The following is a 20173-nucleotide window of genomic DNA, read 5'->3' as shown; positions in this document are numbered from 1 at the left end:
CGGCGTGCAAAGACTGCGTATCCGGCATGTTACGGAATATGTATTTTGGGCCCCGGTCACGCTGAACAGTCACCGTCTGTTGCTTCGGCCGCGCGAGGGCCACGATGTGCGTATCGAATCTTCGAAATTGGAGATTAGTCCGACCTATTCCATCAAGTGGTATCGAGACGTGTTCGACAATTCCGTGGCTTTGATTCAATTTTCGCAGCCTACGAACAGGCTGCGAATTGTGAGCGAGGTTGTGATCCAACATTACGAAGACTCAGCGCTGAATATTAGCAAAACCGCTTATCCGCTGGTCAACCCGCGAAATTATGATCCGGCCGAGTTGATTGATCTTGCCGCCTACCAACAGCCTATTTTTAAACAAGAACAACCAGCCTTACAGAGTTGGTTGCGGGAAATCGGCTTCGAAATCGGCGATCTGAATATGCCGTATTTGCAGTCCATGCTCAATCACGTCATCAACAGTAAATTTCGCTACACCGTCCGAGAAGAGGCCGGGGTGCAATCGCCGCTGCTTACCCTCAATCTGGGAAGCGGGTCTTGTCGAGATTACGCCACCCTGTTTATCGAGGCTTGTCGCTGTCTGGGTCTGGCAAGCCGTTTCGTCAGCGGTTATCTGCACGCCCCCGCGACGGAAATAGGCAACGCTTCTACCCACGCTTGGGCGGAGGTGTATTTTCCCGGCTCAGGCTGGCAAGGTTTCGATCCGACTGTCGGTTACATGACCGGAAATAGCCACATCGCCGTCGCGGTGGCTCGTAATCCGGAAGCGGTACCGCCCATTTCGGGTAGCTACATCGGGCCCAGGAATCATTCCCCGAGTATGTTGGTGAATGTTCAAGTCAATTTATTGGCCGGTTAACCGGAATCTTCGATGTTCGCTCAGGGTAGCGGGCGGCCAGTGCCGGGGGTGGATGCCGGTCCGTCCATGAAGTCCCAATTCCGGCCATTTCATGCCGGAGCAGGGCGATGACTTTGAACGGAAGTCTCTTTAACTCGCTTGGTCAATTGTTCGGATAGCCGTCTTCGCTAGGATCGTATACCGCTCTAAACAGCGTCCAATGCACCCCGCCGATGCCGGCCCCGGTGAAGGTGAGGACGCCGACGCCTTTGTAAAATTCGTCGGCGCGCATCGTGTCCTGACCGAAGTAAAACGGTATCCATGCCTTGCCGGTTTGGTAGTACTTGGTATCGTTGGGCTGACCGAGGATTTCGTGGATCTGGCCTTGTGCCATGCCCAGGCGAATTTTCGCAAAGGCACTGTCGGGCGGAAAGTTACCCTCGATAAGCGATTCAGGCGGATTGCCTGTCCCTGCCGCCGATGCTTGCGGCGGCGTTTGGTTACGGGAGGCGCATCCGCCGGTTACCAGCAGTGCTGCGATTAGTGTTGCGAAGATAAGGGTTTTCATGGCAGCCTCTAACGGATTGGTTAAATCGGCCAGTATCTCACTGTTTGAGATGGCGTGACTTGTGCCAAAGATAGTAGGCCCAAACAACGATGGCAAGCTCTACGGCAAACGACCAGTGCAGCAGGAAATTGAGCCACCACGGCTTGTAGAGCGCCGGTACCGTGAAGAAAGCGAATGCTTTATTACCCCAAGGCGCGGTCCAGCGGATATCGCCTACTATCGTGTCGAAAAACATATGTGCAAAGCCGTTCAGTGAAAATATCGCCGCATAGGTGGCGATATGTTTAGAGGTAGAAAGGTAAAACCCGATAATAGAGCCGAGTAGCAACATAAGCCAAACCACCGGGTAGTGGGTGACGTAGCTATGGTGAGGGTGTTGTCGGTGGTCGACGAGGTAAAAATAGAACATGTCGAGGTCGGGTGCCAAGGCTCCGACGACACCGGACCAGAGAAATGCGGTTGCCGATATTCCAAGCGGCTCTGCATAGCGGACCAGCAGTTTCGCGATGACCTACCCTGCGGGCATGTGAGCAATGATCATCGGAGTATTCGCTCAAATAAAAGTCAGGATATATGATTGTCGAGGAAAAAGCGGCAAAAAGTAACCCGCCCCCATTTTTAGTACAAATTGAGAACCGAATATGATTCACCATTTATCGATTTCCGCCCATGAACCAGCCCGAGTAGCAGCCGTCGTTGCCGAATTGATCGGCGGCAAGGCTTACCCGTTTCCACCCGCGCATGGCAGTCACGTTGCGATCTGCGACGACGGCCATGCCACGCTGGTCGAGGTCTATCCGCTTGGTACCGTCATGGAACCCGGTTCGGGAGAGCAGGAGGTGCAGTTTCAAACCGATGGGGATCAGCCCGATTACGTGCCTACCCACGCCGCATTATCCGTGTCATTGGACGAAGCCGCTATCAAAGCGATTGCCGCGCGGGAAGGCTGGAGGGCGATCACTTGTGAGCGCGGCGGCATGTTTCAGGTGGTGGAGGTTTGGCTGGAAAACCGGGTATTGTTCGAATTGCTCACACCGGAGATGGCCCAAGCTTACTTGCGCGCGGTAACGACCAGCAATTGGGAAGGATTTGTGGCGCAGAAAGGCGTGAATTGAATTTGAAAAATAGGGGGCTTGCCTCCCGCTCCGGCGCACCCGCAACGAATTGGAGTTTCTCGGGTTTCGCTTCCGGGGCAACCATGCGTTACACCACGTTAAGTATCGCATCAAACAACTCACCGAGCGCTCGCGGGGCGTTAGCCTGGCTTACCGCTACCGCGAACTGCGCCGCTAAATCGTGGGTTGGATGAATTACTTGGTGTTATCGGAATATTAGATTAAGTCAAGCCGGTCCTGTCGAGCAGTCCATAACTTCGCCGTACAGTGCTGCAAGGCCATAGAATACGAACAGCAGTGAGCAGATTCGGAAAAAGGCCCCCCTCCTGCTAAGCATTACAAATCCCGCCGCATCTCCAACCTTGCACTAAACTTCAGCGCAATTTCCCCCATTTCAGGAGGCAGAGCATGGCCGAAACACAAGGCGTTATTCCGTTACGAGCGTTGCGCGCGGGCGCTGTCGGCGAGCTGCCGTCCGCATTTCCCAGCGGGGTAACGATTAGCCGCAGCACTTATGTGTTGACCTTCGTCGAGTCCATCGAGCGCATAGAAAACGGGCCTATTTGCGGGCGGGAAACGGTCGATTGCTGGGTGTTGGACAACGGCGTGTTGCGGGTCAAGGCGATTGCGCTGGGCGGCAATTTGGTGTCCATCGAAAAAGAAGGCCAAGAATATATCTGGCAAAACCAAGCCGGGGCGACGTATTACGGCGCCGGTTCCAACGCGTTTCCGTTGACCCGCGGCTTGATTTTGCACGGCGGCATCCGGGTGGCGGCGGTGACTGCGGAGCACGGACTGTATTACGACAGCGATTGGGACGTGGAATTCGTGGCCGACCAAGCCGGTTCCAACATCGTGCTGAGTATTCGCGATTCGGCGGAGAACCGGGCGTTGCTGTGTGATACCTTGAGTCGCGGCCAGTTTTCGGCGCCGGGTTCCGATTTGCCGATGAGTAAGTATCCGGTGACCGATGCCTTATTCGTGTTCGAGATCGGCCTGCGTCCGGGCGAGGATTTCGTGCGTTTGCGCGCCGGTTTAATCAATAGCCGCGACAGCGAGGTGACCGGTGAGATTTGGCTGCCGCAGACCTATCCGGTCAACGCCGACGGGCAAGTGATTTCCCATCAGCACAAACGCCGCTGCAAGGATTTGTGGGTGTATCAGGGCATGGTGAAAGACAACTTTCTGGCGCAGGACATGCGTTTGGACCCGGATCGGGATTTACCGGCTTATCGCGGCAAAAACGGCTTCGTGTTGGGCTGTCCGCCGACGCCGGCCAATTGGAACGACGCCGATTTGAACAAGCCGCTGGCTTGGCCGACCGGGAGTGGCGGCATTTTGTACGACTATCCGCGCCGGGACGGCGATTACCATGCGTTGAGTTACGGCGACGGCAGAGGCATTGCCTACCTGACGCTATCCGATGCCGGTCGGCCGCACTACACCAAGATGTGGTCCTGGGGTAACCCCGCGTTGTTTAACCGGCAACAGGCTTTGGCGCAGAATCCGCCGTTGGCAGCCGGCCGGCCGAAAACCGAGTATTACGAACCGTGGGGTAGCGCATTCAATACCGGTTTTTTCGAAACCGGCACGTTCCCGCCAGGCGAAAGCGCGTGGCAGGCTTTTATCCTGCCTATCGAGTCCGGTTTGGACAGCGGCAAGAGCCAGCAGCAATTGCTGGAGGCAGTCAATCAACGGGTGGCGCCGATCGTTTCCCAGTTGGGCTAATTCTCGCCAATCGGCAAAGCACATCAGCCGCACGTTCCGGAAAGTTAGTTGAAGTGGTGGGCGCACTGCATATGGCGCCCACCTGAGGACGGACTTTAAACCGCTTCGATCAAGCTCGCATCGTAATCGGTCGGGGCTTCGTAACCGAGCAAGTTAAGTACGGTGGCAGCCAGGTTGGATAAACCGACGGCGGCCAAATCGTCGCGCAGTTTATAACCGGGGTTTTCCTCGCCGGAAATCAGCACGAAGGGCACCGGATTCAAGGTATGCGAGGTTTTGGCTTTGGCGCGGCCTTCGCCGTTGCGGATGACGTTGCCTTTTTTGTCCAGCTCGTACATTTCGTCGGCGTTGCCGTGGTCGGCGGTAATGATCGCCGTGCCTTGGGCTTGCAGGATCGCCGGGATTAGACGAGCCAGCTGAATGTCCAGGCTTTGCATCGCGGTGACGGCGGCTTCGAAGTTGCCGGTGTGGCCGACCATGTCGCCGTTGGCGTAGTTGACCCGTAGATATTGGTAGTTGCCGCTGCGCACCGCGGCTATCAGGGCGTCGGTGATTTCCGCGCATTTCATCCACGGCCTTTGCTCGAACGGTACCACGTCGCTGGGGATTTCCACATAGGTTTCCAGCGCTTCGTCGAATTTGCCGGTGCGGTTGCCGTTCCAGAAATAGGTGACGTGGCCGTATTTTTGGGTTTCGCTGATCGCGTATTGCGACACGCCGTTTTTGGCCAGATATTCGCCCAGGGTGCGGTCTATGGCCGGTGGCTCCACCAGAAAACGCGGCGGCAGTTTGGTGTCGCCGTCGTATTGCATCATGCCGGCGTAGGTCACGTTAGGCAGCGGGCCGCGCTCGAATGCGGAAAATTCCTGTTCGGTGAAGGCGCGGGAGATTTCGATAGCCCGGTCGCCGCGGAAATTGAAAAACACCACCGCATCGCCGTCGACGATGGGGCCTAGCGGCTGGCCGCCTTGGGCGATGACGAAGCCGGGCAGGTCTTGGTCGATGACGTTCAATTCGTTGCGGTAGGTTTGGACCGCTTCGTGCGCGCTGGCGAATTGCCGGCCTTCGCCGCGGACGTGGATGTCCCAGCCGCGTTTGACCATGCTCCAATCGGCTTCGTAGCGGTCCATGGTGATGCTCATACGGCCGCCGCCGGAGGCGATAGCCACGTCGAAATCGGCGCTACGCAATTCGCTTAGATAGACTTCAAACGGATCGACGTAATCCAGCGCCGAGGTTTCGCCGACGTCGCGGCCGTCCAGCAAAATGTGCAAGCGCACTTTACCGACGCCTTCTTGCTTGGCGCGTTCCAGCATGGCTTTCAGGTGGTCGATGTGAGAATGCACGTTGCCGTCTGAAAACAGGCCGATGAAGTGCAAGCTGCCGCCTTGCTTGGCAGCCGCGACGACTTCGTGCCAGGCGTGGCCTTGCCACAAGTGGCCGCTGGCAATAGATTCGGCGACCAATTTGGCGCCTTGGGCAAATACCCGGCCGGCGCCGATGGCGTTGTGGCCGACTTCGCTATTGCCCATGTCTTCGTCGCTGGGCATCCCGACTGCCGTACCGTGCGCGCGCAGGCTGGTCATGGGGTAGCTGGCCATTAGCCGGTCCAGAGTGGGCGTGCGGGCGGCTTTGATCGCGTCGCCGTCTTCGCGCGGCGAAATGCCGACGCCGTCCAGAACGATGGTGACGACCGGGCCGGGGGCAGGCGTGAAACGGGAGGATTTTTCTAATTTCATGGTGATGTTTGCGTCGATGGATAGTGTGAATGCGCCGGAGCGCGGCGTTTGGTGCGTATTTTACCAGTTGTGGACAGGTCTCTGAAGCGGTGCGGCTTACTTGCTAGGGATGAAAAGGGTGGGATGATTTAAGGGGCCGGTGTCGGCAACAAATCCAGCGTTCCGCTCGCGGTATGCGTGCGGCGCACGGTTAGCCGGCCGCTTGGAATCGGGCCGATTACGGTTGCCTCCGAGTTCAATGCCTTGCTCGCTTTTCTGATAGAGTAATGAGGGCGTAACGGAAATTCGGCTATACCGAGCAATCTCGAGATCGATAATTCATGAATATTCAGTCAAACGAAAAAAAATTATTTGTTTTAGATACTAACGTGCTGATGCACGACCCTACTTCGATCTTTCGTTTTCAAGAACATAATTTATTCATCCCTATGGTGGTGCTGGAGGAATTGGACCACGCCAAGAAAGGGTTGTCGGATGTCTCGCGCAACGTGCGGCAAGCGAGTCGTTTTCTGGACGAACTGATTCGAGATGCCGATCGGCATAGTATTAACGAAGGTTTGCCTCTGTCTCGGATAGAGCACGGTCTGGCAAACGAGGTTGACCAGTCCGGGCGTTTGTATTTTCAAACCCGGCAATTGACGCATTTGTTGCCTGACGATTTACCCGGACAAATAGCCGATAATTCGATTTTAAGCGTGGTATTGGCTTTAACTAAAGAATATCCGGACGTCAAAGTCATTTTGGTGTCCAAAGATATCAACATGCGGATTAAAGCCGCCGCCTTACAAATTACGGCGGAAGATTATCACAACGATCAAACGATCGAAGACATAGACTTGCTTTATAGCGGCTCTTTGGCCTTGGACGCCAATTTTTGGGAGGAATGCGGCAATCGAATGGAATCTTGGCAGGAAAACAACAATACCTTTTATCGCATCCATAGCCCTCTGGTTGCTGAATGGTATCCCAACCAATTTCTGTATCTCGACGATGAATCGGGATTCGAAGCGATTGTTAAATCCCGCAACGGGGAAAGCGCGGTATTACAACTTGCCAACGATTATCGGAACAAGCATCACAGCGTCTGGGGAGTGATTGCTAAAAACAGGGAACAAAATTTCGCCTTAAACGCGCTGCTGGATAGAAATGTCGATTTTGTTACGTTGTTGGGCTCGGCCGGTACCGGCAAAACCCTGCTGGCACTGGCGGCCGGTTTGGCTCTGACGATGGAGAGAAAAGAATATTATGAAATTATAATGACGCGCGAAACCGTACCGTTGGGAGAAGACATCGGGTTTTTACCCGGTTCGGAAGAAGAAAAAATGGCGCCCTGGATGGGGGCGTTGATGGATAACTTGGAGTTGTTGGGTAGCCGTTCCGGCGCCAATGAATGGGAGCAGAACGCGAGCCACAACATGGTTATGAATCGGGTGAAGATACGCTCGCTGAACTTTATGCGCGGACGCACCTTTTTAAATCGTTTTTTGATTATCGACGAAGCCCAGAATTTGACGCCAAAGCAAATGAAGACCTTGATTACGCGGGCGGGGCCGGGGTCGAAAATCATCTGTATCGGCAATTTGGCGCAAATCGACACGCCCTATTTGACGGCAACCAGCTCGGGACTGACTTATGTGGTTGATAGGTTTAAAGGCTGGGAAAACAGTGCGCATATCACCCTAAAGCGGGGAGAGCGCTCGCGGCTTGCGGACTATGCTTCCGATCATTTGTAATTAAACGCCTAGCGTATTGTGCGCATGACCGGCTCTGGGCCACGCGGTTAACACGGCTTTAACCAGCGTGGCTAACGGGATGGCAAAAAATACCCCCCAAAATCCCCATAGGCCGCCGAAAAATAATATCGCGATGATGATAGCGATAGGGTGTAAGTTGACTGCTTCCGAAAACAGCAAGGGCACCAGGACGACGCCGTCAATCGCTTGAATCAACGAATAGGCAATCAATACGTACATGAATTCATCGCCGTTGTTACTACCCCATTGCACGTAAGCCACTCCCAGCACGGGCAAGGTGACCAAGGTTGCGCCGACATAAGGAATGATGACCGACGCTCCCATCAGCACGGCCAACAACATTGCATAATTCAGATTCAGCATGGCGAAGGTCAAATAACTGGCCGCCCATAAGATGAATACTTCTAAGAGCTTGCCTCTGACGTAATTGGCGATTTGCAAATCGACTTCTTGCCACACCGTGATGGTCAGCGACATATCGCTAGGTAAATATTGAGACAACCATTTGATTAATATGTGTTTATCTTTTAAAAAAAAGAACACCATCATCGGCACCAGAAATAAATAAATCGCGGCGGCTAATAAACCGGCGAAAGACTGGGCCGAGCCTGAAAGGATGTTTTGGCCGTATTTCAACAAATCTTGTTGTACGACGAACATGATTTCTCGTATTCGCGCTTGGGAGATGAATTCCGGATATACCTCCGGTAATCTGAGAATCTCAGTCTGAGCGCTATAGACCATCTCCGGTATGCGTTGTACCAGTTGCACCGTTTGTTCCGATACGACCGGAACCAGCACAAAAAGTACGAAACCCAATACGGTAAGAAAGCTACAAAACACGGCGTGTACCGAAATCAGATGGGGTAAGCCCAGCTTCTCGGTCTTGACGACCAAGCCATCCAGTAAGTACGCGATGACAATCGACGCAAACACCGGCATTAAAAGGCCGGAAAGGCCGTAAATCAGCAATGAGCCTACGACTAGGCTGATTGCTAAGGCAACGACTTGGGAATTGGGTAGAAAGCGATGGAAAAAATCTCTGACGAAATCCAGGTTGGAAAAATCGGTTTGCTTACTCATCGCATTGTGCAGCGGTCGATTAGGCAAGTGAGTGGGAGGAGCGGACCCATTCAGGAGAACGTTGGTTTTAGTTAAGACAAGGTAAACAGTTTATCGAAGTTGGCGATTTCGAGTATTTTTTTTACTTCGGCATGAGCGCCCTTGATTTCCACAGTATTGCTTTGTGTGGCGCTTTTTTCCCTGAGAACTAATAGCATGCCTAGGGCGGAACTATCAAGATAATCAGTGAAAGACAAGTCTACCACGATCTTGGTGACGTCCGGCTTGACTAGATTGGTGGCTTCCCGCATTTGTTGGTGGACGCCGAAATCAAAACGTCCGCTTATTCGAATGGTCAAGGTTCCGAATTCCACTTTGGCTTCTATGCCCATATTAATGCCTCTTGAAATATCGAGTTGTCAGTTAGAAAAGGAGGGTGGAAAAGACGTATGCAGTCCGCACGAGTAGGGGCTGATCTTAAAGTTTAGCGATTATTGCGGGCTTTGAAAGTCAAAATAACTCGATTTCACCTTCGGCAACCGAGTTTTGGGTTACTACGGTATTCTGGGTGCTACGCCATTCTTGTTTCATGGCTTTCATCCGATCGGTGCCGTCATTCAGTTGTTTTTCCCATTCCGCGGGGTCGCTAGTTTTAAAAACGCTAATGCCGATCTCGATCTCGTCGGATAGCGCGCGTAAGTGTTGAAGATTTTGTTGCAGGCATTCAATGAGTTGTCGGGACATGTCTTCGAATTGCAAGCTTCTGACGGCATCGTTGACGCTCGATTCCACCTTTTCGGTTATCTCTGAAACCTCGGCCACACTCCGGGAAACCTTGTCGTTAATGACTGCAATGTCCGCCATCATTTTACCGATCTTGGCTTTCGAACTGATGGCGAGATTCATATCCTTAGAAGCCATTACTTCTATCATCGACTGTGCAAGGTGAATATTGTGTTTGGACGATACGACGACCGTTCTTATTTCCTCGCTAAATTTATCCGAATGTTTGGATAGGGTTCTGACTTCGTCAGCGACTACGGCGAATCCCCGGCCGGCTTCACCTGCACGTGCGGCTTCTATCGCGGCGTTTAAAGCCAACAAATTGGTTTGGTCCGCTATTTTTTGCACGTCTCCCAGTAGTTTTTCAATTAGTGACATATGACTGCCCACATCGTTGATGACCCCCACCATTTCCATGCTTTGTTTGCTGATTTGGAGGATGTGCTCGATAAAATAACCCAGCACAAGATCGGTTTCTTCCGTGAATTGTTGAAAAGTCATGGTAGCGTCGGATTCGGAATTCCCGCCTTCCAAATCCTTGAGCAGGGCGTGTACGATTTGCGACTGGCCGGACGTCAAGCGGTGCAACGTGTTAAAACTATTGCTCATAGTGGCCACGGCGTCGGCCACGATAAATTTCAATTTATGCAGTTCATCGAAGTAGACTTGCACTTGTTCATCGCTGCAAGACTTAAGTCCGTTTACGTAGCGGTCTATGACACGATGCAGGCGGCCGGACTCTTCGTTAGAGTCGTAGGTATGCAGTGGTTGTTGATGTTTATCCAGTTTCCAGATTTTGTAAATCCAAATACCGGCGATTACAGCGCTCGGCAACCAAACTCCAATGGTCGCAGGCAGAAGGATGGGGGAGGCGCTCAATAATAGCACTGTACAGACTAATGCGACTCCATGATTACGGAGAAATATTATCATAGAGTCATCCGTCAACTAATGCCATGATTTGATTGGCTATTTTGTCTAGGGAAAGCACATGGTGAGCGGCGCCGCGCTTGAAGGCTTCCCCCGGCATGCCCCAAACAACGCACGAGGCTTCGTCTTGAACTATGTTGATTGAGCCGGCTTGCCGCATTTGCAGCATCGCGTTGGCACCATCCGCTCCCATTCCGGTCAACATGACGCCGATTGCATTTTTACCGACGTTTTCAGCGACTGATTGAAACAACACTTCAACGGATGGCTTATGCCGATTAACCAATGGACCGTCGTCTAAACGGCAGATATAGCGTGCGCCGTCTCGCGCTACCTTTAAATGTTTATCTCCCGGTGCGATATAAACGTTTCCCGGAACTATAAGCTGGCCGTCGTAGGCAACGTGAGCGTTCAATAATCCGGCTTCGTCAACGTGCTTGGCAAAGGACGCACTGAAGGCAACAGGTAGGTGTTGAGTAACAACCATGGCCGGAGCATTAGCGGGCAATCTTTTTACCACTTGCTTCAGTGCTTCCGTGCCTCCTGTTGAAGAGCCGACCGCAACAATTTTGTTGGTAGTTCGAAAATGATTTTTGTAAATCGGGGTCGTGTTGTTGTCGTCCCGGTTTGTCACTTGGCTAGAGGAGTTGAATAGTTCCAATGCTTTTACTTTGGCTTTTGCCGCTATACGCACTTTTTCGATAATTTCATCCGCATAAACTTGCAGAGCCTGAGCGACGTCCGCTTTGGGCTTTGCGACAAAGTCTATCGCGCCTAGCCCAAGCGCTTCCAAGGTGACCTCTGCGCCTTGAGATGTCAGCGTAGAAATCATTACCACGGGCATGGGCCGAAGCCGAATCAAGTTGCGAAGAAATGTTAATCCATCCATTCTGGGCATTTCGACATCCAAGGTTAGCACGTCAGGATTCAACGCCTTTATTTTTTCTCGGGCAATTAAAGGATCGCTTGCGGTACCGACTACTTCGATGTCGTTGGTTTCGCTGAAAATTTTAGTGAGCATTTGCCGAATCAATGCGGAATCATCGATTATCAGCAACTTAATTTTATCCATGAAATTTCCTAGAACAATTCTATGTCGCTTTCAATTTCAATGTCTTTAATTTGAGAACCGTATTGTTTTTCCCGCATGATGATGGTTTCGTTATGTAGGTCTTTGATTTTTTTCATTCTAACCTTACCGGTTTTCGGAAAATAGTTTACTTTCCGAGGATAAATATCGCCTAGGTCATGCGATGCCAATTTTAGCGCCTCCATATCCACGTAATCCATAACGAAGGCAATATTCCGGGAGCCTACATCGCCTAAGGTGGCAATAATTTTGCCGCCGCCAAATAATTTGACTTCAAGGTTTTTTCGTTTGCCGCCGTTTTGTAAGATCGTATTGATTAAGTGCTCCATGGCATAGTTTCCGTAACGTAAAGCGGTACCAATAACCGACTCATCCCGGGATGCCAGCTTTGTTTTGCTCGTTTCGGGGAGCATAAAGTGATTCATGCCGCCAACACCGGAGACGCTGTCGCGAATACAGGCCGATACGCAGGAACCTAAAACGGTAGTAATCATTTCGTCTTCATAGGTGACATAATATTCACCCGGTAATAATTTAGCGGAAATGATTTGGTTTTCTTGATCCCAATATCTATTTATCTCGGAAAAGCCGGGAATGGCAGCCGGAGGTATGTCGTGCCGTTTATTCATAAGGCTTTTTGGTATATGGTTTTACCAATAAGGTGAAAAGGGGTGTCCAGCTGATGTAAAGATTCGGAGTGTCCGATAAACAAAGTGCCTCCGGCATTGAGCACGCCAGCGTAACGGTTGGCTAATTTTTCTTTAGTATCCTTGTCAAAATATATCAATACGTTTCGGCAAAAAATAAAATCAAAGCTGCCTTGTATGGGCCACTCTTTTATTAGATTTAATTGCTTAAAACTTATAATTTGTTTAAGTTCCTGTTTAACGCGAATTTTATTGTTTTGGGAGCCCGTTCCTCTTTGAAACCAGCGTTGTAGCCGCTTCTCTCCAATATTTTCAACCAGATCCATCGAATATATTCCTTCTGCCGCTGTCGCCAATACGTTGGTATCCAAGTCCGTGGCTAAAATCTTGATGCTCCAAGCTGGTGGCGTATTTTCCAATAATGTCATGGCTAGAGAATAAGGTTCTTCGCCGGTTGAGCATCCGGCCGACCATATTTTTATTTGTTGCCGATTTTGATTTCTTTTTAGTAAATTCGGTAAAAGCGGATTTATAATGTATTCAAAATGATGATTTTCTCTAAAGAACGAGGTCAAGTTGGTTGTTACCGCATTAATGAATTCAGTAAATTCATGCTCCGGATTGGACTCTAAATATTTGCAATATTCTTTAAAGTTTTTTAAGCCTAACAGGCGAACCCGCTTGGATAAGCGAGAGTAAAACATGTCGAATTTATCATTTGGTACTTGGATGCCGGAGTGCTCGTTAGATATTTTTCTAAGGTAGTCAAAGTCTTCCAGAGTATATTCAAACTCGCGGGGCTTTTCTTTTATATTTGCGCTCATAATATATATGGCTTTTTATAGTTCTTTCTGCATGATAATGTAATAAATTTATTTCGCATCAGGCCGCTATTGGCGTGTATTGCTACTTGTTATGGGGAGTAAGTAGTATATTAAGTTTATTTTACGCCGAATTTTTTAAAAAAATCCTGCGGCGGCGTGGTTAACGTCTAATATTTCGGCAAGCCCCAGCAAATGAGCGGCTGCAATAAACTGGTCTGAAGGAAAGTCGATCGAGATTTGCTTGTGAAGGGGGAGTGCCGTCCGTTTAGCGACTAGCAATAGCTGCAATGTGGCTGTATCGATGGAGATGACCGCAGATGCGTCTATATCGATTTTATTATTTTTATTTAAGGCAGCTAGCAGTTGCTCGTGTAGCAGATTAATGTTCTGAATGCTTGGCGCTTTTTCTAATGTAATTTGAGCGGTGCTCGCTGTGTCAGCGTTTTTATTTGGGGTTATTTCGATGTTATTTTCTGATGGTATGTTTTGAGGGAGATTTGCATTACATTCAGCTTCGGATAACTCGGTAGCGGTGATTAGACTATCCGACGCTAGAGTCTCAGCTTTGGTAGTTTTAAGGATTGATTCCGAGTCGACAAATGCATCGTTTTCTGCAATCAGATGATTTTTAGATTGTTCTGCATCCTTCATCCATGCTAATGGATCGTAACCGATTAAACTATGCTCATTTTGTTCGGACATCACATCACCCTCTCGTTAATAAAGTCGTTTGCTAGTGACGAAAAGTCTTTTGCCGACCGCCATCCGGGGCGATATTCGAAAATGGTTTTACCGAAGCTCGGGCTCTCGGCTAAAGACGCGGTCTCTCGAATCGGGGTTTTTAATATCTGATTGGGAAAATATTTTTGTATGGTTTCCAGTACGTCATGAGAAAGCCGCCTAGTTGGAATGTAGCGTGACATTACCAGTTTAATTTTGTAGTTTTTAGCTAAAGCGGCTTCGAATTTTTTAATTGTACCCATTAAATGCGATAAGCCCTGTAATGCCATATAGTCGCTGGTCATAGGTATTAGCAATTCTTCAGCCGCAAATAAAGCATTTGCTACCAAAATTCCAGACGAAGGTGGACAGTCGATAAATATAAAGTCCAGATCGTTGCAATTGGTCAGTGCGGTTTTTAACAAATCACCTCGGTGGCTGGTTCCGTCGGCAAGCTGTTCGATTTCTTGTAGTCTGGGGCCGGCCACGATCAAGTTTAAATTTTCGCGAACTAATAGCATTTGAATTTCTATCGAGCTCAGGCCAAGCAGAACTTGATCGATTCCAGATTGGGTACGGCTTGTTTGTCCCAGGGCTATTCCCAGATGACTTTGAGGATCGAGGTCTATTGTTAAAACGCGATAGCCCAATCTCGATAAAGCATGAGCGAGATTAACGCATGTGGTGGTTTTACCTGCTCCGCCTTTTTGATTAATAACGGCAACAATTCGCGCACTCATTTTCCGCTTAATACGTCCGGGATATTTGAAATTTCGACAAATTCGTCAGGATTAAGCAATTTGTCTACATCCAGCAACATCACCATATTTTTTCTACCCACATACATGCCGCGAATATAGCGAGTATTAATTTTGACTCCTAAATTAGGGGGAGATTTTACATCCTCCGGATGGATGTCCAATACATCGGAAACCGCATCGGCCACTATTCCCATTACCAGCTTGCCTGAGCTTTCCGTTTGAATACACATTACGATTACGACCGTGACCGGTGTATATTCTGCAGGCTCCATATTAAACCGGTCGCGAAGGTCGATAATCGGCACAATAGTGCCGCGTAAATTTAAGGCGCCCTTTACATATGATGGGGTGTTGGGAATTTTTCTGACTTTTTCCCAGCCGCGAATTTCTTGTACTTTGAGTATTTCTATCGCGTATGCGTCTCCCGCCAGTTCAAAAGTCAGGAATTGTTCGACTTGATTTTCAGGCTTGGCAGTGGAGCTCATTTTGTTTTCCCAATAATTCGGCATCAAATCTACGCTTGCTCTCAAAAGTCTTGCCAATCTTCATCGCCGGCCACACTTTTATAAGTTTTTTTAGGCGCTTGGGTTGACGACTTGCGTGTAGCCTCTACGACAGTACTTGGTCGAGCGGGTTGATGTGTTTTATGTGATTTCGGGCTGCTATGTTTAGAGGATACCGGGTGGTTGTCGAGTTTGAAAAATGATAATAGTTCGACCATGTTATTCGATAAGTCGCTCATCGATACGCTGGCTGCAGAGGCTTCTTCGGCTAATGCGGCATTTTGCTGAGTAATTTCATCCATTTGCGCCACCGCTTGATTGACTTGCGCGATGCCGGACGATTGCTGAGCGCTTGCCGCTGCTATTTGCGCCACGATGTCGCCGACTTTTTTAACGCTGGTGACGATTTCGTTTAACGAAGATCCGGTTTGATTGACAAACTCGCTACCCGCTCTGACTTTTTGGACGCTTGTTTGAATGAGCTCTTTACTCTCCCGCGCTGCCGTAGCACTTCGCTGGGCAAGGTTTCGTACTTCGGTGGCGACCACTGAAAAGCCGCGCCCTTGTTCGCCGGCTCTAGCGGCCTCGACGGAGGCGTTGAGTGCCAATAAATTGGTTTGGAAAGCGATTTCGTCGATCACGCCAATGATGTCCGCAATTTTGTTGCTGCTTTCGTTAATTTCCTGCATGGCGGTCATCGCGGCCGCCACCACGTTGCCGCCTTTTTCGGCCAGCTCCCGCGCATTACTGGCTACGGCGTTGGCTTGTTGAGCGTTTTCCGCGTTGTTTTTTACTGTGCTGGTCAGTTCTTCCATGCTGGCTGCGGTTTGCTCCAAGTTTGCCGCTTGCTGTTCGGCGCGTTGAGACAAGTTATTGTTGCCGCTGGCAATCTCCTGAGAGGAGTTGTTGATGAACGTCGCCGATTCGTTGACTTGCGTGACGATTTCGCTCAGCCTGTCTATCGTCGCGTTGATCGCATTTTTACAATCCAAGTAAATGCCTTCGTAATCGCCCAGTATTTTATGGGTCAAATCACCTTCCGAAACAAAGTTCATCACTTCGCCGACTTCCGAGAAGACTTGTTCCAAGGTTTGTTTGGTTAAGGTCTGTTCCGTTATATCCGCCGCGTATTTGACGACTTTAAACGGCTTGCCGTTCATGTCCATGATGGGGTTGTAAGAAGCCTGCAGCCACACCTCCCTACCGCCTTTGCCGAAGCGCTTGTATTCGCCGCTGTCGAATTCGCCGCGATTGAGTTTTTCCCAAAATTGCCGATACATCGGGCTGGCAGCTTCTTCCGGATCGGCAAACATTCTGTGATGTTTGCCCTTGATTTCGTCGAGGCTGTAACCCATCACGTTTAAAAACAAGTGGTTGGCATTGACTATCGTACCGTCCATGTTGAATTCGATGACGGCCTGCGATTTATGGATCGCGTTGATTTGTCCGGTATAGTCGGCATTGATGAGTTTGGTTTCGGTAACGTCTGTGGCGTACTTAACGACTTTAAACGGTTTGCCGTTCATGTCCATGATGGGGTTGTAAGAAGCTTGCAGCCACACCTCCCGGCCGCCTTTGCCAATACGCTTGTATTCGCCGCTGTCGAATTCGCCGCGATTAAGTTTTTCCCAAAATTGTTTATACGCCGGGCTGGATGCTTCTTCCTGAGAGGCAAATATGCTGTGATGTTTGCCCTTTATTTCGTCCAGACCATAGCCCATAGCCTTCAAGAATAAATCGTTAGCGGTAATAATGGTGCCGTCCATGTTGAACTCGATGACGGCCTGCGATTTTTTGATGGCTTCTATTTGCCCTAGGTAATCCGCGTTTCTAAGTTTGGCTTCGGTGATGTCGGTGGCGAATTTCACCACTTTAAACGGCCGGCCGTTAGTATCCATAATGGGGTTGTAAGTGGCTTGCAACCACACTTCTTTGCCGCTTTTGGTTATCCGTTTGTATTCACCCCTGTCGTATTCGCCTCGGTTCAGTTTTTCCCAAAACTGCTTGTATTCCAGGCTGTTTTGATATTCAGGTGTTGCAAATATACCGTGATGTTTGCCTTTAATTTCGTCCAATGTATATCCCATGGTTTTCAGAAATATATCATTGGCTTTTATTATGGTGCCGTCCAGGTTGAAATGGATTACGGCTTGGGATTTTTCTATCGCATCGATTTGGCCGAGGTAGTCGGTTTGCATCGCGCTCTGGTTGTGTCGATCATTAACAGAATTCGCTTGCTTGTTAAATAATGAGTTAAACATGTATTTCTCCCGACGTATTTTCGAATTCGTGGTTTTTTGCGTATCAGTGAATTGGGCTTTCGCTTGCAAGCCGGGCGTGGCCGGCTTGCATGGAGGTAAAATTAATTAACTGATAAATATTATTTAGCGGCAAAAGTTATAAATAAATGTGTAAGGTTTAATGCGAAGTAGCGGCTTTGACCGTATCGTCATCATCGTCTACGCCATCCAATCTCAGTAATTTATCTACATCAAGCAGCATAACCATGCGATTGTTCACGGATACCAGGCCGCTGATAAATTCGGTACTGACTTTAGTGCCGAAATTCGGAGCGCCTTGTATTAATTTCTTATTGACATCAATGACGTCCGACACAGTATCAACAACGATGCCCATAATCCGAGTTTTATCGCCGATATGGGCCTGAACGACTACGACAACGGTTAACGGCGTATATTCGCTTCGGCCGAGTTGGAAGCGTTCCCGTAAATCGATAATAGGCACAATCGAACCGCGTAAATTAACCACGCCTTTTTCGTAGCTGGGTACGTTGGGGATTCTCGATACCGGTTCCCAGCTACGAATTTCTTGCACGCGCAAAATATCGACGCAATATTCTTCTTTGCCTAGAGTAAAGCTTAAAAACTGCTCGCTATCTAATTGCAGCCTTTTTTCAGTTAATTCGCTTTCTTGTATTTGAGACATAAGCCGTTAGATTATTGATTTGCCAGTCGCACTAAGCCCGGTATGTCAAGTATCAGAGCCACCGAACCGTCGCCGAGTATGGTGGCGCCGGAAACGCCCTCGATTCGCCTGTAGTTCGCCTCTAATGACTTGATGACTACTTGTTGTTGCCCGAGAAGATCGTCCACAAACAAGCCGCAACGTTCGCCTTGACCTTCGACTACCACTAAAAGACCTTCCGTCAGTTTGGTGTGTTTCGCGGTAGGGACATTGAAAATCTCGTGCATCCGAATAATGGGCAGATATTGATCGCGCAATTTGAAGGTTTCGCCTTTGCCTACCACTCGGTTTACCCGCTCTTCTTTTATGTTCAGGGATTCGATGATGGCGCCTAGCGGTACGATATAGGTCTCGTTGCCGACCGCAACCGATTGACCGTCGAGTATCGCCAAGGTCAACGGTAGATGAATCGATATGGTTGTGCCGCGGCCTAATTCGGACACAATTTCGATATTGCCGCCCAGCGATTGAATGTTGCGGCGTACCACGTCCATGCCGACACCGCGGCCGGAAATATCGGTTAGTTTCTCTGCGGTAGAGAAGCCCGGCATGAATATCAGTTCGTAGGTTTGTTTATCCGTAAGAATGGTGTCCGGGTCGATGAGTCCTTTTTCGATTGCTTTGGTTCTGAGTTTTTCTTTATCGAGACCTTTGCCGTCGTCTTTGACTTCTATGACGATATTGCCGCCGCGATGATAGGCTTCCAGCGTCACCGTACCCACTTCCGGTTTGCCGGCGGCAATTCGAACCGAGGGCATTTCTATGCCGTGGTCCAAGCTGTTTCTAACCAGGTGCACTAAGGGGTCGCTGAGTAATTCGACAACCGTTTTATCGACTTCAGTATTTTCGCCAACCAATTTAAGCTCGACTTTTTTGCCGAGTTTGCTGCTAAGGTCGTGGGTGAGGCGTGGAAAACGGCTGAATACGAAGCTGATCGGCAGCATTCGTATATTCATCACGCTTTCTTGCAATTCCCGGGTATGGCGCTCCAGCTGGGAAAGGCCGTTTTTTAGCTGATCCAATTTATTGAGTTCGAAATGCTCACCGATTAGGCTGAGCATGGATTGGGTGATTACCAGCTCACCGACCATATTGATTAATGTGTCGATCTTACTGGTATCTACCCTAATGGAACTGGAACCTTTAGCAGCGGCTTTAGTTTCGTCTTTTTTGTTTTTGTTGGTCGGGTCTTGAATGTCGTTATTCGCAATCGAGGAAGAATCTTCGTCGGACGAAAAGGCGTTCGGCCCTTCTGTGTTATAAACCGCGCCACTGTAGTTGTTGTCTTCGTTGCTATAGCTGCGGCTATCCGCAAGGATGGAGGTTGTTACGTAATGGGCTTGTTTGGCGAAATCGCAATCTTCTTCCACCCAATCAAAAATTTCGTCAATATCGGCTGCGGGAACATTTCCTTTTAACGTGAGGCTCCAAGACAGATGGCATTCTTCCGGGTCAAGATCGAACAAGTCAGGCACGCCCTGTAAATCGGCTTTTACGCTTAACTCCCCTAGCGTAGCCAGTTCTCGAAACATTCTGATAGGCTCGTTGCCGGTTTTCAACATGTGGGCATGAGGGCTGAACGCGATGGTCCACTCGGATACGCAATCGGCAATGGCGGGGGGCAAGCTGGAAAGCTCAGCGGACGGCGATGGGACGAATGATTTTAAATCTGTCGATGTGCCGTCAGGTGAATTGTTCAATTCGTGGTCAAGCGCTTGCTGATGCATGTTTACGGTCAGCCGGTCGATGTCCTGGTTGCTTTGAATGCTCTGAAGCATCTCGCGCAGACAGTCGACCGAGCCTAGCAAGACGTTTACAGCTTGTTGCGTGACTTGGCGGCGCCCGTCGCGCATTTCATCCAACAAGGTTTCCATCACGTGAGTGAAATCGGATACGGCGGTAAACCCGAATGTGCCGCTACCGCCTTTAATCGAATGGGCCGCGCGAAAGATGTTATTGATTTCATCCACATCGACATCTCCCATGTCGAGGTTAAGCAAGCCTGATTCCATTGTGTCAAGTCCTTCGAAGCTCTCCTCGAAAAAGACTTGATGAAATTGCGCCATATCAATAGACATCGTCGCTACCCAGGTTGTGATGTTTGTGTGGACCGAAAC

General features: G+C 49.7%; 19 protein-coding genes. 4 read left to right on the top strand and 15 right to left on the bottom strand.

Annotated elements, in window-relative coordinates; all coding sequences use genetic code 11:
* Positions 1–4: 4 nt before the first annotated feature.
* On the top strand, positions 5–868 hold the full coding sequence (locus F1E05_RS17490) for a transglutaminase family protein (RefSeq protein WP_150050738.1): 864 nt from the start codon (positions 5–7) through the stop codon (positions 866–868).
* A 142-nt stretch (positions 869–1010) separates the two neighbouring features.
* Here F1E05_RS17490 and F1E05_RS17485 read toward each other — a convergent pair whose 3' ends face one another.
* Positions 1011–1415 carry a hypothetical protein gene (locus tag F1E05_RS17485; RefSeq protein ID WP_150050736.1) on the bottom strand — a complete coding sequence of 135 codons (405 nt, stop codon included), beginning with the start codon at positions 1413–1415 and terminating at the stop codon, positions 1011–1013.
* A 37-nt stretch (positions 1416–1452) separates the two neighbouring features.
* Positions 1453–1884 carry a metal-dependent hydrolase gene (locus F1E05_RS17480; RefSeq protein WP_269473513.1) on the bottom strand — a complete coding sequence of 144 codons (432 nt, stop codon included), beginning with the start codon at positions 1882–1884 and terminating at the stop codon, positions 1453–1455.
* A 172-nt stretch (positions 1885–2056) separates the two neighbouring features.
* Between F1E05_RS17480 and F1E05_RS17475 the strand changes: the two genes are divergently transcribed.
* Together F1E05_RS17475 and F1E05_RS17470 are read left to right on the top strand one after the other, a co-directional pair.
* Positions 2057–2530: a hypothetical protein gene (locus tag F1E05_RS17475; RefSeq protein WP_150050734.1), complete on the top strand. Its 474-nt coding sequence runs from the start codon at positions 2057–2059 to the stop codon at positions 2528–2530.
* A gap of 408 nt (positions 2531–2938) precedes the next feature.
* Complete coding sequence (locus tag F1E05_RS17470; RefSeq protein ID WP_150050732.1) at positions 2939–4258, top strand: aldose epimerase family protein; 1320 nt, start codon at positions 2939–2941, stop codon at positions 4256–4258.
* 95 nt (positions 4259–4353) lie between these two features.
* On the opposite strand, the gene gpmI is transcribed toward F1E05_RS17470, so the two are convergent.
* Positions 4354–5997 (bottom strand): 2,3-bisphosphoglycerate-independent phosphoglycerate mutase, encoded by a 1644-nt coding sequence (gene gpmI, locus F1E05_RS17465; RefSeq protein ID WP_150050730.1) that lies wholly within the window; start codon positions 5995–5997, stop codon positions 4354–4356.
* 320 nt (positions 5998–6317) lie between these two features.
* Here gpmI and F1E05_RS17460 point away from each other — a divergent pair, with 320 nt between their 5' ends.
* Positions 6318–7730 carry a PhoH family protein gene (locus tag F1E05_RS17460; protein ID WP_150050728.1) on the top strand — a complete coding sequence of 471 codons (1413 nt, stop codon included), beginning with the start codon at positions 6318–6320 and terminating at the stop codon, positions 7728–7730.
* Here F1E05_RS17460 and F1E05_RS17455 read toward each other — a convergent pair whose 3' ends face one another.
* The 12 genes from F1E05_RS17455 to F1E05_RS17400 all read right to left on the bottom strand — a co-directional run bounded on the left by F1E05_RS17455 (position 7731) and on the right by F1E05_RS17400 (position 20134).
* The gene (locus tag F1E05_RS17455) at positions 7731–8834 is read right to left on the bottom strand and encodes an AI-2E family transporter (protein ID WP_150050726.1); all 1104 of its coding nucleotides are present in this window, start codon (positions 8832–8834) and stop codon (positions 7731–7733) included.
* A gap of 71 nt (positions 8835–8905) precedes the next feature.
* Positions 8906–9205, bottom strand: coding sequence for an STAS domain-containing protein (locus F1E05_RS17450; protein ID WP_150050720.1), 300 nt, complete (start codon positions 9203–9205; stop codon positions 8906–8908).
* A gap of 118 nt (positions 9206–9323) precedes the next feature.
* Positions 9324–10007, bottom strand: coding sequence for a methyl-accepting chemotaxis protein (locus F1E05_RS20940; protein ID WP_408631339.1), 684 nt, complete (start codon positions 10005–10007; stop codon positions 9324–9326).
* A 526-nt stretch (positions 10008–10533) separates the two neighbouring features.
* Positions 10534–11598 carry a protein-glutamate methylesterase/protein-glutamine glutaminase gene (locus tag F1E05_RS17440; RefSeq protein ID WP_150050715.1) on the bottom strand — a complete coding sequence of 355 codons (1065 nt, stop codon included), beginning with the start codon at positions 11596–11598 and terminating at the stop codon, positions 10534–10536.
* Positions 11599–11606: 8 nt separating this feature from the next.
* Positions 11607–12245, bottom strand: coding sequence for a chemoreceptor glutamine deamidase CheD (gene cheD, locus F1E05_RS17435; RefSeq protein WP_150050713.1), 639 nt, complete (start codon positions 12243–12245; stop codon positions 11607–11609).
* The gene (locus F1E05_RS17430) at positions 12242–13087 is read right to left on the bottom strand and encodes a CheR family methyltransferase (protein WP_150050711.1); all 846 of its coding nucleotides are present in this window, start codon (positions 13085–13087) and stop codon (positions 12242–12244) included. The genes cheD and F1E05_RS17430 overlap by 4 nt, the downstream gene beginning before the upstream one ends.
* 135 nt (positions 13088–13222) lie before the next feature.
* Complete coding sequence (locus F1E05_RS17425) at positions 13223–13789, bottom strand: STAS domain-containing protein (RefSeq protein ID WP_150050709.1); 567 nt, start codon at positions 13787–13789, stop codon at positions 13223–13225.
* On the bottom strand, positions 13789–14547 hold the full coding sequence (locus F1E05_RS17420; protein ID WP_150050707.1) for a ParA family protein: 759 nt from the start codon (positions 14545–14547) through the stop codon (positions 13789–13791). The genes F1E05_RS17425 and F1E05_RS17420 overlap by 1 nt, the downstream gene beginning before the upstream one ends.
* Positions 14544–15053: a chemotaxis protein CheW gene (locus F1E05_RS17415; RefSeq protein ID WP_150050705.1), complete on the bottom strand. Its 510-nt coding sequence runs from the start codon at positions 15051–15053 to the stop codon at positions 14544–14546. The genes F1E05_RS17420 and F1E05_RS17415 overlap by 4 nt, the downstream gene beginning before the upstream one ends.
* A gap of 41 nt (positions 15054–15094) precedes the next feature.
* The gene (locus F1E05_RS17410; RefSeq protein WP_232056694.1) at positions 15095–17269 is read right to left on the bottom strand and encodes a methyl-accepting chemotaxis protein; all 2175 of its coding nucleotides are present in this window, start codon (positions 17267–17269) and stop codon (positions 15095–15097) included.
* A 220-nt stretch (positions 17270–17489) separates the two neighbouring features.
* Positions 17490–18017 (bottom strand): chemotaxis protein CheW, encoded by a 528-nt coding sequence (locus F1E05_RS17405; RefSeq protein ID WP_150050701.1) that lies wholly within the window; start codon positions 18015–18017, stop codon positions 17490–17492.
* 11 nt (positions 18018–18028) lie between these two features.
* Positions 18029–20134: a chemotaxis protein CheA gene (locus tag F1E05_RS17400; protein WP_150050699.1), complete on the bottom strand. Its 2106-nt coding sequence runs from the start codon at positions 20132–20134 to the stop codon at positions 18029–18031.
* Between the last annotated feature and the right edge of the window lie 39 nt (positions 20135–20173).

The organism is Methylomonas rhizoryzae (assembly GCF_008632455.1).
In the GTDB taxonomy this organism is placed as follows: Bacteria; Pseudomonadota; Gammaproteobacteria; order Methylococcales; family Methylomonadaceae; genus Methylomonas; species Methylomonas rhizoryzae.
Note: the sequence above shows the minus strand (reverse complement) of the source record. Positions and strands in the feature narration are given on the sequence as shown.

Bases quoted from the DNA above. Each gene is read 5' to 3' on its own strand.
- F1E05_RS20940 (WP_408631339.1), bottom strand. From the start codon at position 10,007: ATGGTGGGGGTCATCAACGATGTGGGCAGTCATATGTCACTAATTGAA.
- gpmI (WP_150050730.1), bottom strand. From the start codon at position 5,997: ATGAAATTAGAAAAATCCTCCCGTTTCACGCCTGCCCCCGGCCCGGTC.
- F1E05_RS17410 (WP_232056694.1), bottom strand. From the start codon at position 17,269: ATGCAAACCGACTACCTCGGCCAAATCGATGCGATAGAAAAATCCCAA.
- F1E05_RS17425 (WP_150050709.1), bottom strand. From the start codon at position 13,789: ATGTCCGAACAAAATGAGCATAGTTTAATCGGTTACGATCCATTAGCA.
- F1E05_RS17460 (WP_150050728.1), top strand. From the start codon at position 6,318: ATGAATATTCAGTCAAACGAAAAAAAATTATTTGTTTTAGATACTAAC.
- F1E05_RS17430 (WP_150050711.1), bottom strand. From the start codon at position 13,087: ATGAGCGCAAATATAAAAGAAAAGCCCCGCGAGTTTGAATATACTCTG.
- F1E05_RS17455 (WP_150050726.1), bottom strand. From the start codon at position 8,834: ATGAGTAAGCAAACCGATTTTTCCAACCTGGATTTCGTCAGAGATTTT.
- F1E05_RS17420 (WP_150050707.1), bottom strand. From the start codon at position 14,547: ATGAGTGCGCGAATTGTTGCCGTTATTAATCAAAAAGGCGGAGCAGGT.
- F1E05_RS17475 (WP_150050734.1), top strand. From the start codon at position 2,057: ATGATTCACCATTTATCGATTTCCGCCCATGAACCAGCCCGAGTAGCA.
- F1E05_RS17470 (WP_150050732.1), top strand. From the start codon at position 2,939: ATGGCCGAAACACAAGGCGTTATTCCGTTACGAGCGTTGCGCGCGGGC.
- F1E05_RS17450 (WP_150050720.1), bottom strand. From the start codon at position 9,205: ATGGGCATAGAAGCCAAAGTGGAATTCGGAACCTTGACCATTCGAATA.
- F1E05_RS17415 (WP_150050705.1), bottom strand. From the start codon at position 15,053: ATGAGCTCCACTGCCAAGCCTGAAAATCAAGTCGAACAATTCCTGACT.
- F1E05_RS17440 (WP_150050715.1), bottom strand. From the start codon at position 11,598: ATGGATAAAATTAAGTTGCTGATAATCGATGATTCCGCATTGATTCGG.
- F1E05_RS17405 (WP_150050701.1), bottom strand. From the start codon at position 18,017: ATGTCTCAAATACAAGAAAGCGAATTAACTGAAAAAAGGCTGCAATTA.
- F1E05_RS17400 (WP_150050699.1), bottom strand. From the start codon at position 20,134: ATGTCTATTGATATGGCGCAATTTCATCAAGTCTTTTTCGAGGAGAGC.
- F1E05_RS17485 (WP_150050736.1), bottom strand. From the start codon at position 1,415: ATGAAAACCCTTATCTTCGCAACACTAATCGCAGCACTGCTGGTAACC.
- cheD (WP_150050713.1), bottom strand. From the start codon at position 12,245: ATGAATAAACGGCACGACATACCTCCGGCTGCCATTCCCGGCTTTTCC.